General features: G+C 71.2%; 11 protein-coding genes and 2 tRNA genes. 4 read left to right on the top strand and 9 right to left on the bottom strand.

The window, feature by feature from the left end; all coding sequences use genetic code 11:
* Nucleotides 1-30 precede the first annotated feature (30 nt).
* Nucleotides 31-657: a TetR/AcrR family transcriptional regulator gene (locus ACFU5F_RS02325; RefSeq protein ID WP_383880704.1), complete on the bottom strand. Its 627-nt coding sequence runs from the start codon at nt 655-657 to the stop codon at nt 31-33.
* A 691-nt stretch (nt 658-1,348) separates the two neighbouring features.
* On the opposite strand from ACFU5F_RS02325, the gene hisN reads away from it, so the two are divergent.
* The 3 genes from hisN to ACFU5F_RS02340 all read left to right on the top strand — a co-directional run bounded on the left by hisN (nt 1,349) and on the right by ACFU5F_RS02340 (nt 3,435).
* Nucleotides 1,349-2,149 carry a histidinol-phosphatase gene (gene hisN, locus ACFU5F_RS02330; RefSeq protein WP_383880707.1) on the top strand — a complete coding sequence of 267 codons (801 nt, stop codon included), beginning with the start codon at nt 1,349-1,351 and terminating at the stop codon, nt 2,147-2,149.
* A 237-nt stretch (nt 2,150-2,386) separates the two neighbouring features.
* Nucleotides 2,387-2,779 (top strand): cyclic nucleotide-binding/CBS domain-containing protein, encoded by a 393-nt coding sequence (locus ACFU5F_RS02335; protein WP_383880710.1) that lies wholly within the window; start codon nt 2,387-2,389, stop codon nt 2,777-2,779.
* A 239-nt stretch (nt 2,780-3,018) separates the two neighbouring features.
* Nucleotides 3,019-3,435 carry a Fur family transcriptional regulator gene (locus tag ACFU5F_RS02340; RefSeq protein ID WP_383880713.1) on the top strand — a complete coding sequence of 139 codons (417 nt, stop codon included), beginning with the start codon at nt 3,019-3,021 and terminating at the stop codon, nt 3,433-3,435.
* 113 nt (nt 3,436-3,548) lie between these two features.
* Here the strand turns inward: ACFU5F_RS02340 and ACFU5F_RS02345 are convergent.
* The 4 genes from ACFU5F_RS02345 to ACFU5F_RS02360 all read right to left on the bottom strand — a co-directional run bounded on the left by ACFU5F_RS02345 (nt 3,549) and on the right by ACFU5F_RS02360 (nt 9,027).
* Nucleotides 3,549-3,622, bottom strand: a tRNA-Met gene (locus ACFU5F_RS02345).
* A 148-nt stretch (nt 3,623-3,770) separates the two neighbouring features.
* Entirely contained in the window at nt 3,771-5,771 is a 2,001-nt protein-coding gene (locus ACFU5F_RS02350; RefSeq protein WP_383880715.1) for a sel1 repeat family protein, read from the bottom strand.
* Nucleotides 5,772-5,942: 171 nt separating this feature from the next.
* A tRNA-Met gene (locus ACFU5F_RS02355) sits at nt 5,943-6,016 on the bottom strand.
* 53 nt (nt 6,017-6,069) lie between these two features.
* The gene (locus ACFU5F_RS02360; RefSeq protein ID WP_383881037.1) at nt 6,070-9,027 is read right to left on the bottom strand and encodes a UPF0182 family protein; all 2,958 of its coding nucleotides are present in this window, start codon (nt 9,025-9,027) and stop codon (nt 6,070-6,072) included.
* 163 nt (nt 9,028-9,190) lie between these two features.
* Between ACFU5F_RS02360 and ACFU5F_RS02365 the strand changes: the two genes are divergently transcribed.
* Nucleotides 9,191-9,733, top strand: a complete 543-nt coding sequence (locus tag ACFU5F_RS02365) for a PPA1309 family protein (protein ID WP_383880717.1) — start codon at nt 9,191-9,193, stop codon at nt 9,731-9,733.
* An 82-nt stretch (nt 9,734-9,815) separates the two neighbouring features.
* Here the strand turns inward: ACFU5F_RS02365 and ACFU5F_RS02370 are convergent, their stop codons facing one another.
* From ACFU5F_RS02370 to ACFU5F_RS02385, 4 genes are all read right to left on the bottom strand, one after another.
* Complete coding sequence (locus tag ACFU5F_RS02370; RefSeq protein ID WP_383880719.1) at nt 9,816-10,913, bottom strand: PDZ domain-containing protein; 1,098 nt, start codon at nt 10,911-10,913, stop codon at nt 9,816-9,818.
* 69 nt (nt 10,914-10,982) lie between these two features.
* Nucleotides 10,983-11,147, bottom strand: a complete 165-nt coding sequence (locus ACFU5F_RS02375; protein ID WP_383880721.1) for a hypothetical protein — start codon at nt 11,145-11,147, stop codon at nt 10,983-10,985.
* A gap of 133 nt (nt 11,148-11,280) precedes the next feature.
* Nucleotides 11,281-11,739, bottom strand: coding sequence for a molybdenum cofactor biosynthesis protein MoaE (locus tag ACFU5F_RS02380; protein ID WP_275456207.1), 459 nt, complete (start codon nt 11,737-11,739; stop codon nt 11,281-11,283).
* Between the two features lie 194 nt (nt 11,740-11,933).
* Nucleotides 11,934-13,097, bottom strand: a complete 1,164-nt coding sequence (locus ACFU5F_RS02385; protein WP_383880723.1) for an SDR family oxidoreductase — start codon at nt 13,095-13,097, stop codon at nt 11,934-11,936.
* Nucleotides 13,098-13,208 lie beyond the last annotated feature (111 nt).

The following is a 13,208-nucleotide window of genomic DNA, read 5'->3' on the forward strand; positions in this document are numbered from 1 at the left end:
GCGGCGCTGCGGGCAACGGCGCCGGGCCGGCTACAGGTGGTTGAGGGACCGGCTGAGCTGGCGGGGCAGCGCGGTCCGCACGAGATCCGTGACCCCGCCCTCCGTCGGGGGTGCCGCCACACAGGACAGGGCGAGCCGCACGGCGAGTTCGCAGGACCGGGCCAGCTCCCCCGGGTCCGGCCGGGGTGCTCCGGGCCCGGAGAGCGCGGCGACGGCCCGTTCGCGCACCAGTGACACGAAGTCGGCGGGCGCGGGCAGGGGGCCGTCCGCGCGGCGCTGGGCGGGCACGAGGGACGACGAGGGCACCGCCGAGAGCGGGGGCGAGGGCAGCCGCTCGCTCCAGCAGCCGGTGAGCATGGCTCGGACGAGCACGTTGTTGCGGGAGGCCCGCACGGTCCACTCGGCGGTCGCGGCCAGCCGGTCCCGGGTGTCCGCCGGAGTGGCCAGCGCCCGGTCGACGCCCGCCAGATAGCCGTCCGCCTCCCGCCGGACCAGGGCCCTGGCGAGCCCGTCCTTGCTGCCGAACTCGTTGTACAGCGTCTGACGTGACACTCCGGCCACCGCCGCCACGTCCACCATGCGCACGGCGGACCACGGCCGGCGCATCAGCGCCGTGTAAGCGGCGTCCAACAAGGATTCCCGCGCTGCAGGCATCATCGCCTCCCTAAAAAGCGAGCGGGCGGCTCTGGCCCTCAGATTTGACGCGCATCAAGTCACTGTCAAGAGTTCGCGGCGGCCCCCGGGGGCGCACACCGGCCGACGCGCGCGGCGCGGACCGGCCCCACCTCGACGGCATCCGCCCGCACCCCGTCAGTGACTTCCCGTCGTGTGCCCAAGGCCGCAGGGGAACATTCACGCCGAGCCCATGCCCACTCACGCGATCCGCCCGTCCCCGACACCGAACATCGGCCGCCCCCTCCCCCACCGCCGAGCATCGGACACTTCCTCCCCCACTACCGGGCTTCGGCCTGCCCCACCACCTACGCGGGCCGACCTGCCTGAGACGCCGGTGCCGTCGGTGGGAGCGACGGCACCCACCGAGAGTCCCTGCTCGCGCACACGGTCCGCCCGCCCGTCCCCGGCGCCGGACATCGGCCACTCTCTCCCCCGCCGCCGGGCTTCGGCCTCCACACCGCCTATACGGGCCGACGCTGCTGGGCGCCGGGGCGCCACCGGCGGGCGCGACGGCACCCGGCGGGCGCCCGGTGTACGCCGGAGAGCGAGCGAGGCCCGCCCGGCGGGGCAGGGGACCGGGCGCCGGGCGTTCCCTCTGCCCCGGATCCTGGGCCCCGATCGTCCCCCGGCCCCCTGTAGCCCCGCACCGACCTCGACAGATACCGTTCGCCACATGGCCGACTACCTCGACGACCTCCGCTTCGCCCACGTCCTCGCGGACGCCGCCGACGCGACCACGATGGCCCGCTTCAAGGCCCTCGACCTGAAGGTCGAGACGAAGCCGGACATGACCCCGGTGAGCGAGGCCGACAAGGCCGCCGAGGAACTCATCCGCGGCCAGCTCCAGCGCGCCCGCCCCCGGGACGCCATCCTCGGCGAGGAGTTCGGCCTCGCCGGCACCGGCCCCCGCCGCTGGGTCGTCGACCCGATCGACGGCACCAAGAACTACGTTCGGGGCGTCCCCGTCTGGGCCACCCTGATCTCCCTGATGGAGGCGGGCGAGGGCGGCTACCAGCCCGTCGTCGGCGTCGTCTCCGCCCCCGCCCTGGGCCGCCGCTGGTGGGCGGCGAAGGGCCACGGCGCCTTCACGGGCCGCAGTCTCAGCTCGGCCTCCCGCCTGCACGTATCCCGCGTCGCGCAGCTCTCGGACGCCTCCTTCGCGTACTCCTCCCTCAGCGGCTGGGAGGAGCGCGGCAGCCTGAACGGCTTCCTGGACCTGACCCGCGAGGTGTGGCGCACGCGCGCGTACGGCGACTTCTGGCCGTACATGATGGTCGCCGAGGGCTCGGTGGACATCTGCGCCGAACCGGAGCTGTCGCTGTGGGACATGTCCGCCAACGCGATCATCGTCACCGAATCGGGCGGCAGCTTCACCGGGCTCGACGGCCGCCCCGGCCCGCACAGCGGCAACGCGGCGGCGTCGAACGGTCTGCTCCACGACGAGTTGCTGGGATACCTGAACGAGCGCTACTGACCGCTTCCCCCTCCCCTCGCCCCGTCCGCCCCGGTCGGCCACGTCCGACGCGTACGGAATACCGGAGTGATCCCGAGGCGCCCCGAACTGACCATGCACGCCCCCTTGTTGACCTCCGCTTTACCTGCCACATTGAGAGCTCCCCCACTTGTGAACTTGTGCAGTGCTGAATGGGCGCCTCCGGCGCCGGGTCTGCACCATCCCTCACCGGGGTGCCCTAGGAGGTGGCTGAACTCCATGCTCGTCCGCGACGCCATGAGCACAGTGGTCCTCACCATCGGCCCCGATCACACTCTCCGGCAGGCCGCCGCCCTGATGTCGGCCCGCCGGATCGGCGCGGCCGTGGTCCTCGACCCGGACGCCGGCGGACTCGGGATACTGACCGAACGCGACGTCCTCAACTCCGTCGGCCTGGGCCAGAGCCCGGACGCCGAGCGAGCCCATGCCCACACCACCACCGACGTCGTGTTCGCCACGCCGTCCTGGACCCTGGAGGAAGCGGCCCGCGCCATGACCCACGGCGGCTTCCGCCATCTGATCGTCCTCGACAAGGGCGCCCCCATAGGCATCGTCTCGGTCCGCGACATCATCCGCTGCTGGACCCCGGCCCGGCAGCACGCGACGGCCTGACCCCGGACGCGCGGACGGGCCGGGCCCTCTCGAAGGAGGTCCCGGCCCGCACCCGACGACAAGCGGTCCAACCCCGGTCGGCCGCACCATGCCTGGACGGCGGCCTCCAGGCGCCTGCCGAAGCTCTCGCCCACCACTCACATCAGAGCAGATCCTATATTGGATCAAATCCAAGTCAAGCTAAGCTCTAAAGTCACACCTGTTCGGGAACTGTTCCCCCAGGCTGTTAGGCTGGCCGTATGAGTGACCTTCTGGAGCGGCTGCGCGGACGCGGATGGCGCATGACCGCACAGCGGCGCGTCGTGGCCGAGGTGCTCGACGGCGAACACGTTCATCTGACGGCCGACGAGGTGCACACACGCGCGGTCGCCAAGCTGCCGGAGATCTCCCGGGCGACCGTCTACAACACCCTGGGTGAACTGGTCGTCCTCGGCGAGGTGCTGGAGGTCGCCACGGACAAGCGGGCCAAGCGGTACGACCCCAACGCGCACCGCCCGCACCACCACCTGGTCTGCGCCCGGTGCGGCACGATCCGGGACGTCCACCCCTCCGGGAACCCCCTCGCCGACCTCCCCGCCTCCGAACGCTTCGGATTCAACGTCTCGGACGTGGAGGTCACCTACCGGGGCATCTGCCCGACCTGCGCGACGGCCTAGCCCCGCCGACGTACGACGAAGCCCCCGGCGCTCGAACGCTCGGGGGCACCCATACATCGCTCACATGCACCCAGGGCCCGGAACCTGATCGGTTCCGGGCCCTGGGCCTTCAGTAGCGGGGACAGGATTTGAACCTGCGACCTCTGGGTTATGAGCCCAGCGAGCTACCGAGCTGCTCCACCCCGCGTCGGTGAACAGAACACTACGTGAGCCTCATCGACCAGCGCAAATCCATTGAGGAGAGCCGACAGGACCAGCCCCACTTCGCCGCCCTCTGCCGGTCGGCACTCCGCGTGGTGGGACCTGGCCACGGGCCCCGGCCCCACCATGAGCCACTACGCCGACAACTCGTCCCGCAGTGCGTCCCGCAGTCGCGCCGCCCGCTCCGTGACCCCCGCCGGCCCGAGCGCCACGGCACGGTCGGCCCACCGCTTGCCCTCCACCAGCTCACCCCGACGCGCGTAGACGAGGGCAAGCCGCAGAGCCGCCCGCCCGTGCCCCGCGTCGGCGGCCCGGGCCCACCACAACGCGGCCTCCGGCTCACTGCCCTCGCGGGCGAGCAGGAGCCCCAGATTGAACGCCCCGTTCCGCGAGCCGGACTCCGCCGCGGCCCGGTACCACCGGGCCGCCTCGACCACGTCGCCCCGCCCCGCGGCGAGCATGCCGACCCGCACCTGCGCCCGCCGGTGCCCCTGGGACGCGGCCCTCTCGTACCACTCCTCGCACTCGTTCTTCTCCCGCACCGGCTCCCCCAGCTCGTGCGCGGGCGCCGGCGGTCGGCGCGCGTCCAGCACGGCAGCCAGCCGGTACGCGGCCTCCGCGCTGCCCCCGCCCGCGGCACACCGCAGATGCCGCTCGGCGGCCCGCTCGTCGCCGTCGCGCAGCCGCGCGATGGCGACCTGGAGCGCCGCCTCGGTGTGCCCCGCGGCGGCCGCACGCTCGTACCAGACGAGCGCCGTCACGTCGTCGCCCCGCCCGGCGAACAGGATGCCCAGGTTGAAGGCGGCGTCCACGCTGCCGGCCTCCGCCGCCTTGGAGAACCACGGCTCGGCCCCGGCCGCGTCCCCGACCTGCAGCAACAGGATGGCCAGCGCGTTCGCCGCCTCCCGGTGCCCGGCGTAGGCGGCCCGCCGGTACCACTGCTCGGCCTGCGCGGTGCGTCCCTGCTCGGCGCAGAGCAGCCCGAGGTTGTACGCCCCGTTGACGTCACCGGCGTCCATCGCGGCGCGGTACCACCGCTCGGCGGTCTGCGTCTCGCCGCGCTCGGCGTGCAGCGCGCCCAGCGCGTTCGCCGCGTTGCCGTCGCCGTCCTGGGCGGCCCGCAGCCACCACACGGCCGCGCTCTCCGTGTCGCCCGCGTCCCGCAGCAGGAACCCGAGCGCGCACGCGGCGCGCGGCTCGCCGTCCTTGGCGGAGGTCAGGTACCAGCGGCCGGCCTCCTTGTGCTCACCGCGCCGCTCCAGGATCGCCCCGAGGTGCAGGGCGGCCCGCCGGTGTCCGCGCGCGGCGGCCTGGCGGTACCACTGCTCGGCCTCCTCCGCGGCCGCGCCGACACCGTTGCCGGCACCGGACTCCCCCGCCCGCGCGGGCGGGCGGCCCTCCCGTACGACGGGGCGGCCCTCACGGGCGGCCTCACGGCCCGCACTTCCGATCTCGAACGCCGCGCGCGCGATTCTGCGCCCCTCGCGCACGGCGACGCGCTCCTCCTGCTCGGCGAGCCGGTCCAGCGCCCGCGCGAGCCGGTAGGCGGCCTCGCGGTGCCCGCGCTCCGCGGCGACCCGCATCCACCGCTCGGCGGCGGCGTCGCTGCGGTGCTCCAGCAGGTCGGCGAGGGCGTACGCGCCCAGGGCGTGCCCCTGCTCGGCGGACTGGCGCAGCCAGTACTCGGCGGCCGGTTCGTCGCCGCGCTCACGGTGGTGCCGGCCGAGCGCGTGCGCGGCGGCGGCGGAACCGGCGACGGCCGCGACCCGCCACCAGCTGGCGGCCTCGTCGGCGTAACCGCGCTGGTGCAGCAGGACGCCCAGGTTGTTGGCGGCCGCACGGTCCCCGGCGGCGGTCGCGCCGCGCAGATAGGGCTCGGCCCCGTCGAGGTCTCCTCGGCGCAGCAGCATGGCTCCGACGACGCTCATCGCCTCGGCGTCGCCGGATTCGGCGGCGAGACGCTGACGCGCCTCCTCCACGGCGTCCCCCGTCTCGTCCTCGTCCGCCGTGCGCACGGACTCGACCGACGAGGCGGACTCGGCGGGCACCGCAAAGTCGGCAGGCAGCGCAAAGTCGGCAGGCTGCGCAAACCGCCCTGTCTCCAACAGAGTTGCCTTGTCCCCCATAACGTCCATCGTCGCACCACCTGCAACCTGGGTACACCTGGTATACCGCAGCCATTGAGGTCACTACAGCGTTTTGTCGACATGCCCACAGAGCGACAAGTCAAACACAGATTGCCCGGCTCTCCCCGACAACACGTCGAAGGCCCGGATCCTGATGAGGATCCGGGCCTTCAACTTCAGTAGCGGGGACAGGATTTGAACCTGCGACCTCTGGGTTATGAGCCCAGCGAGCTACCGAGCTGCTCCACCCCGCGCCGTTGCGTTGCAACCGTACCACGGTGCGGGGTGGAGCCCTGCATCAGCCGTTTCAGCTGCTTCCGGAGCCTCCGTCGTCGCCCTTGTCGGCATTCTTGTCGGCGCTCTTGTCGCCGCCGTCACTGCCGCTGCCGCCGCTCCCGCCGGCCTTGGCCTGGGCGTCCTCGGCGCGCTTCAACGCGTCCTCCAAGTCCTGTTGGGCCCGGCCGTACGCCTCCCAGTCGCCGTCCTTGAGTGCCTGCTGGCCCTCGTCGAACGCCTTCTGGGCCTCCTCCAGGGCCTGTTGGACCGTCGGATCACCGGTCTTCGGCGGCTCGTCGGTGCCCTCGTCGCCGTCGTCCACCGGTGGCTCCGTGGGCGTGCCCTCGGTCTCGAACACCTTGTTGAGCGCGGCGTCGAGGGTGTCCTCGAAGGCCGTGTTGCCGCCGTAGGTGACCAGCACCTTGCGCAGCAGCGGGTACTTGAGTCCGCCGCCCTTCACATAGACGGGTTCCACGTAGAGCAGTCCGCCGTCGAGCGGGACCGTCAGGAGGTTGCCGTACTCGACCTGTGAGTCACCTCTCTTGAGGAGGCTGATCGTCTCGGCGATGTCCTGTTCGGAGTTGAACTGGCTCTGGACCTGTTTCGGTCCGTCGATCGGTTCGCTGGTCGGCAGTTTCAGGATTCTGATCTTGCCGTAGTCCTTGGTGCCCGCCTCGGCGTTGACCGCCACGAAGGCGCTGAGGTTGTCCCGGCCGTTCGGCGTGAGCGTGGTGGTCAGCGAGAACGCCTGTTCCGTCTGGCCCGGCAGCTTCATGCTCAGGTAGTACGGCGGCACCGCGTTGCCCGAGGTGTTGGTCGGGTCGTCCGGGACCTGCCAGACCTCACTGCCGCTGAGGAACGTGTCGGCGTCCTTCACGTGGTAGCGGGTGAGCAGCTCGCGCTGGACCTTGAACAGGTCCTGCGGGTACCGCAGATGGGCCTCCAGCGACGTCGAGATCGCCGTCTTCGGCTCCACCGTGTTCGGGAACGCCTTCATCCAGGTCTTCAGGACCGGGTCCTGGGTGTCCCACTGGTAGAGCTTGACCTGCCCCGTGTACGCGTCGACGGTCGCCTTCACCGAATTGCGGATGTAGTTGACCTGGTTCTGCTGGGCCACCACCGCGCGCTGGCTGTTGTCGGCGGTCAGCGAGTCGGCCGTCGTGTCGCCCAGGGTGGTGCGGGAGGCGTACGGGTAGCCGTTCGTGGTGGTGTACGCGTCGACGATCCACTGGATCTTCCCGTCGACGACGGCCGGGTAGGCGTCACCGTCGATGGTCAGCCAGGGAGCGACCGCCTCGACGCGCTCCTTGGGCGTGCGGTTGTACAGGATCCGCGAACCCTCGCCGATGGCACCGGAGTAGAGGATCTGCGGCTCGTTGAACGCCACCGCGTACGCGGCCCGGTTGACCGGGCTGGAGAGGTTGACCCCGCCCTTGCCCTTGTAGCTGGTGGTCTTCTCACCGCTGTCGTCGGAGTAGTCGATCTCCTTCTGGGGACCGCCGACGATCGAGTACTGGGTGGTCTTCTCGCCGTAGTAGACCCGCTGCTGGTACTTGCCCAGGTCGCCCTTGGACGGCAGGTCGGACTCGGTGAACACCGGGCGGCCGCCGGAGGTGGCCTCGGTGCCCTTGGCGGCGACCACGCCGTAACCGTGGGTGTAGCGGAAGTGGTCGTTGATCCAGTTGTTCTTCGGGATGCCCGCGAGGTTCAGCTCACGCAGACCGATGACGGTGTCCTGCTCCGCCCCGTCCTCGCTGCCGTACCGGTCGACGTCCAGGTTCGTGGGGAACGCGTAGTAGTTCCTCATCTGCTGGAGCTGCTGGAACGTCGGCGAGACGATGTTCGGGTCGAGCATGCGGATGCTGGCCGTGGTGTCGGCGTCCTTGCGGAGCTTGGCCTTGTCCGTGGTGTCGCTCACACCCGAGTACTCTTCGACGTCGGTCCCGTCGATGCCGTAGGCCTGGCGGGTCGCCGCCAGGTTCTTCTCGACGTACGGCGCCTCCTTGGCCTGCTCGTTCGGCTGGACCTGGAACTTCTGGACGATCGCCGGGTAGAGCCCGCCGATGAGGATCGCGGAGAGCACCATCAGGCCGAAGCCGATGACCGGCAGCTGCCAGGTGCGCCGCCAGATGGTGGCGAAGAACAGCAGCGCGCAGATGACGGCGATGCAGAACAGGATCGTCTTGGCCGGCAGGTAGGCGTTCGCGTCGACGTACCTGAGGCCCGTCCAGTTGCCGGTCGCCTTGAAGTCGCTGGACTTCACCGCGAGCCCGTACCGGTCGAGCCAGTACGCGACCGCCTTCAGGGCGACGAAGATCCCGAGCAGCACCGACAGGTGCCCGGTGGCCGCGGCGGTGGCACGCGCGCCCGGGGAGGTGACCCTGAGGCCGCCGTACAGGTAGTGCGTGAGCGCGGCGGCGATCACCGAGAGCACGGCCGCGGCGAAGCCGAAGCCGAGCAGGAAGCGGTACCAGGGCAGGTCGAAGGCGTAGAAGGAGACGTCCAGGTCGAACTGGGGGTCCTTCTGGCCGAACGACACCCCGTTGACCCACATCAGCCAGGTGCGCCACTGCCCGGAGGCGGAGGCGCCGGCGATGAGGCCCACCAGGGAGGTGATCCCGAGGAGCAGCCACGTCTTGTAGGGCGCGATGCCCATCCGGTACCGGTCGAGGTTCTGCTGCTCCATCGACATGGCGCTCAGCGGCGGCCGCAGCCGGTGAGCCAGCCAGATGTTGAAGCCGACCGAGGCCGACATCAGCAGACCGAAGACGAAGAAGAGACCGATCTTCGTCCAGAGCGTGGTGGTGAAGACGGACGAATACCTCACCGACCGGTACCAGAGCCAGTCCGTCCAGAATCCCGCGAACATGACGAAGACCATGCCGAGGACGGCAAGGACGCCCAACGTCATGAGCAGCGTCCGGACACGTCGGGACGGTCGGCCCACTCTGATCCGCGGCCCCGTCGGGCCTCCGCCGCGGTCCGGCATCTGGAAAGCCAAGGTGCGCACCTCGAAGTTCGCTGTCGATACGTCAGGCCCGCGTCTACGGACCCTCCAGCGGGCCCCGTGATCGCAGGGGCCTCACCTATGCAACTTACTCACGCTTTACTCGGTTCCCGCTTCGGGGGACGAACGAGGCAGGATTGTGACCATGTCCAACACTCCCATGGCAGCGAACCCCCTCACCCGGGCCGTGCTCGAGATCGACGAGTACGCCTCGGGCCTCGGCTGGGACCAGCCCGCTCGCCTCTTCGCCCTGGTGGATACCGCGCGTCTGCGGTCCCAGGAACCCGCCCTCGCGGCCCAGCTCGGTCTGCAGGACGAGTCCGAGACCGTGGGTCTCACTCCGATCGAGCAGGACGAGATTCCGGCGGGCAAGGCGCTGGACGAGTTCCTCGGCACCATCGCCTGGCCCGACGCGGTGGTCGGCTGCGCGCTGACCGTGGAACGGCTGATGCTGCCGCCGTCCGCCGAGTCGTCCGTCCCCGAGAACCTCGACGAGGCCCGTCTCGCCCAGTGGGTCGCCTCCCACCCGGAGCGCCAGGAGGTCCGTATGACGGTCGCCGTCCTGCGGGACGGCTCCCGCGACTCGGCGCTGCGTCTGCGCGAGAAGGACACCCCGACCGAGGTCCTCACCGGCCCGGAGCTGGTGCCGGGCCTTGCGGAGGCCCTGTCCGCGACCTTCGTGGACTGATCTCCGCCGTACGGCGTGGGGGCGCCCCCGGTCTCCGGGAGCGCCCCCACGTACGTCCGTTTCCGACCGCCCTCGTGTCCCGTCAGCCCTTGGTGGTGCACTTCGGCAGGTCGGCGGTGTCACCGGCGCGGATGTCCTTCAGGGCGCCCAGCGCGTCCCCGATGGTGCCGACCTTGACGAGGGTGAGTCCGTCGGGGACGTCCCTGACGGCCGTGGCGCAGTTGTCCTCGGGCGTCAGGAAGTACTGGGCGCCCTTGGCCCGCGCGCCGACCGTCTTCATCTCGATGCCGCCGATGGGGCCGACCTTGCCCTGGTCGTCGATCGTGCCGGTGCCGGCCACGAACGTGCCGCCCGTGAGGCTGCCCGGAGTCAGCTTGTCGTAGATGCCGAGGGCGAACATCAGTCCGGCGCTCGGGCCGCCGACGTCGGCGAGCTTGATGTCGATGGTGAACGGGAAGGTGTGGTCGGTGCCGGCCGAGATGCCGACGATCGCCCGCTCCTCGCCCGTGTCGTCGGACTTTCCCGTGGTGATCGTGACCTTCTGGGTCTCGGTGGCCGTCCTGTTCGCCTTCTCGGCGGCGGCCTGGGCTTTGGCGGGCACGATCACGAAGTCCACGGCCTCGCCCGGCTTGTGTCGGGTGACCAGCTTCGCCACGTCCTCGGGCACCTTGACCGCCGTACCGTCGACGGACTTGATCACGTCACCGGCGTGCAGCTTGCCCTCGGCCGGGGAGTCCTTCAGGACGGTGGAGACGATCACCCAGGACCGCACCGGGATGTCCAGCTCCTTCAGGGCCGCCACCTTGGCGCTCTCCTGGGACTGGCTGAACTCCTCGGCGTTCTCCTGCGTCGACTGCTCCTTGGTCTTGCCGTCCGGGTAGAGCGTGTCGTGCGGCACGACCTTGTTGTCGTGCGCCAGCCAGCCGTACACGGCCTCGACCAGGTTCATCCGGTAGTCGGCGCTGGTGACGCGGACCGTGGTCATGTTCAGATGGCCGCTCGTCGCGTACGTCCTGCGCCCGGAGATCCGCAGCACCGGCTCGCCGTCGTGCTTCCCGAGAGTGTTCACCGTCGGCCCCGGCGACATCTCCGCATAGGGCACGGGAATGATCACACCCGCGCACAGGAGCGCGATCAGCATCAGGGTGGAGGCGAGCATCGTCGCGGTGCGGCGTGGCATGGAACGACAGTACGGGACAGGCATGTAGGCGCACTGTCGGGGCCGTCCGTCCGGGGTGGGGCGGGGGGTCTAGGTACCGGAGTGGGACCGCTCCATGGCCTCGCGGAAGCGGGAGTAGCCCGCGAGCTCGGTACCGTCCTCGATGCTCCTGCGGTTCCGGCTGGCCCAGCCGCCCCACAGTCCGGCACCGATCGCGGCCACGAGCGGAATCAGCAACCAGGCGAGCGCCGCCATGCCGGCCTCCCAACCCCTGTCAAACGACCAACTGACTGATCAGCAGATTATCCGTCCGCTCCGTCAACGCTCACGCCGGGGGGCGGGTTACGCAACCGGAACGCGCACGGGCGCGTTCCGGTCACGGCCCCGGCTACGCGCCGACCCACTCGTCGGTGCCGTCGGAGAACTTCTGGTGCTTCCAGATGGGCACTTCACGCTTCAGATCGTCGATCAGTTTCCGGCACGCCTCGAAGGCCTCGCCCCGGTGCGGACACGACACGGCGACGACCACCGCCAGGTCTCCGACCTCCAGGTTCCCCACCCGGTGCACGGCCGCGAGGGCACGCACCGGATAGTCGGCGACCACCTTCTCCGCGATCCGCCGCATCTCGGCCTCGGCCGTCGGGTGGCACGAATAGCCCAGCTCGTCGACGTCCGCTCCACCGTCGTGGTTGCGCACGGTCCCCACGAACAGCGCGGTCCCCCCGGCCGCGTCGTCCCCGACCGCCCGGAACACCTCGTCGACGGAGAGCGCCGTCTCTCGAATCCCGATCAGCTTGACGGGCTCCTCGGCCCCCTGCTCACCGGGATGATCATCATTGACTGCCATACCCCCATCGTGCCCCACCCGCCCCCGGACCGACGAGGCCGAAAACGCATGTACGCGCGCGGGGCGGCTCGGCGGGACCTACAGGCGCGGACACGGCAGAGCCACCGGACCGTCATGCCGCCGGGGGGCCCGGGGGGCGCGTCGGCCCCCTGCCCGGCGAGACCGAGCGCGCCCCGGCGCGGGGGGCGCGTCCCTCAGCGCCGCCCGCGCGCCTTCCGGGCCCGCCGCACCAGCGCCGCCGTGCCGAGCAGCGCGACCGTCGCCCCCGCGGCACCCGCCGCGGTCGCGTCCTTGCGCCCCAGCCGTCGCCCGGCCACCGTGTGCCGCCCGGCGACCTCCTCCAGCAGTTCCGCCAGTACTTCCTCGTTCGTCCACAGCGGCCGCCACCCGGCGTCGTGCAGCCGGCTCCCGCTCACGACCCAGGGATACATCGTGTAGGCCAGGTCACCGGCCGGCGACGGCGTCAGCCCGATCCGGTGAAGCCGGGCGGCGGCACCGAGAGCGACGGCGGACGGCAGCTCCATGCGCCGGATCCCGCTGAGCTCCTCGACCTCCTCCTGCTCCAGCCATCCCTCGCAGCCGACGGCCAGCTCCCCGTCGACCTTCTCCAGCACGGCGTACTCCAGCGCCCCGCACAGATCCTCGACGTGGCAGAACTGCCAGGCGGGCCGCGACCCGGCCACCACCAGCAGCCGAGGCGACTCGAAGTACCTGGTCAGGGCCGTGTCCGTGCCTCCGACAAGCGTCGCCGGGCGGACGACGGTGACATTGAGGCCCGGATGGGCGCGCGGCGCCCGGCGTGCGAGGCGCTCGATCTCCAGGAGGTCGCCGACCCCGGTGGCCTCGGCGGTCGCCCGCAGCTCGGCGTCCTCCGAGAGCGGCAGCTCGTTGTCGGGGAGCGCGCCATAGACCATCGCCGAGGTGCACAGCACCACCCGGTGCACCCCGGCCGCGGCGGCAGCCGTCAGCACGGTCTGCGTCCCGCGCACGTTGTACGCGCTGCGGGCCGCCGCGTCGCTGCCCAGGTCGAGGTCGACCGCCAGGTGCACCACGACGTCCGCCCCGCGCAGCTTCTCGGCGATCGCCGGGTCCCGGACGTCCAGGATGTGCCACTGCGCGGCCGCGCAGTCGCCGCGCCGCTCGTCGATGGCGATGACCTGGCGGATCCCGTCGGACTCGGCGAGCCGCTCGGTGAGCAGCGCGCCGACGCCGGAGGCGGCACCGGTGACCGCGACGACGGGCCCGCGCACGGCGGTGGACGCGTCGGCGCGGAGCGCCTCCGTCGAGGGGTGGCGGTCGGGTGACGGGCGGGCTGAGGGGTTTCGCGCTGCGCGAACCTGTGGATCTGGGGAACTCACCGGGCGTCTCCAGCGGTTGTCTTCAGTACGAACGCGGGCGACGCGTGCGTACCAGGTGGCATCCATCCTGCCGCAGGCCATCGGTCGGCGGAGCACCGAGGCCTTAACCCG

It is taken from the genome of Streptomyces sp. NPDC057438 (assembly GCF_042802995.1).
Lineage (GTDB): Bacteria > Actinomycetota > Actinomycetes > Streptomycetales > Streptomycetaceae > Streptomyces.

Bases quoted from the DNA above. Each gene is read 5' to 3' on its own strand.
- ACFU5F_RS02325 (WP_383880704.1), bottom strand. From the start codon at position 657: ATGATGCCTGCAGCGCGGGAATCCTTGTTGGACGCCGCTTACACGGCG.
- hisN (WP_383880707.1), top strand. From the start codon at position 1,349: ATGGCCGACTACCTCGACGACCTCCGCTTCGCCCACGTCCTCGCGGAC.
- ACFU5F_RS02335 (WP_383880710.1), top strand. From the start codon at position 2,387: ATGCTCGTCCGCGACGCCATGAGCACAGTGGTCCTCACCATCGGCCCC.
- ACFU5F_RS02340 (WP_383880713.1), top strand. From the start codon at position 3,019: ATGAGTGACCTTCTGGAGCGGCTGCGCGGACGCGGATGGCGCATGACC.
- ACFU5F_RS02350 (WP_383880715.1), bottom strand. From the start codon at position 5,771: ATGGACGTTATGGGGGACAAGGCAACTCTGTTGGAGACAGGGCGGTTT.
- ACFU5F_RS02360 (WP_383881037.1), bottom strand. From the start codon at position 9,027: ATGCCGGACCGCGGCGGAGGCCCGACGGGGCCGCGGATCAGAGTGGGC.
- ACFU5F_RS02365 (WP_383880717.1), top strand. From the start codon at position 9,191: ATGTCCAACACTCCCATGGCAGCGAACCCCCTCACCCGGGCCGTGCTC.
- ACFU5F_RS02370 (WP_383880719.1), bottom strand. From the start codon at position 10,913: ATGCCACGCCGCACCGCGACGATGCTCGCCTCCACCCTGATGCTGATC.
- ACFU5F_RS02375 (WP_383880721.1), bottom strand. From the start codon at position 11,147: ATGGCGGCGCTCGCCTGGTTGCTGATTCCGCTCGTGGCCGCGATCGGT.
- ACFU5F_RS02380 (WP_275456207.1), bottom strand. From the start codon at position 11,739: ATGGCAGTCAATGATGATCATCCCGGTGAGCAGGGGGCCGAGGAGCCC.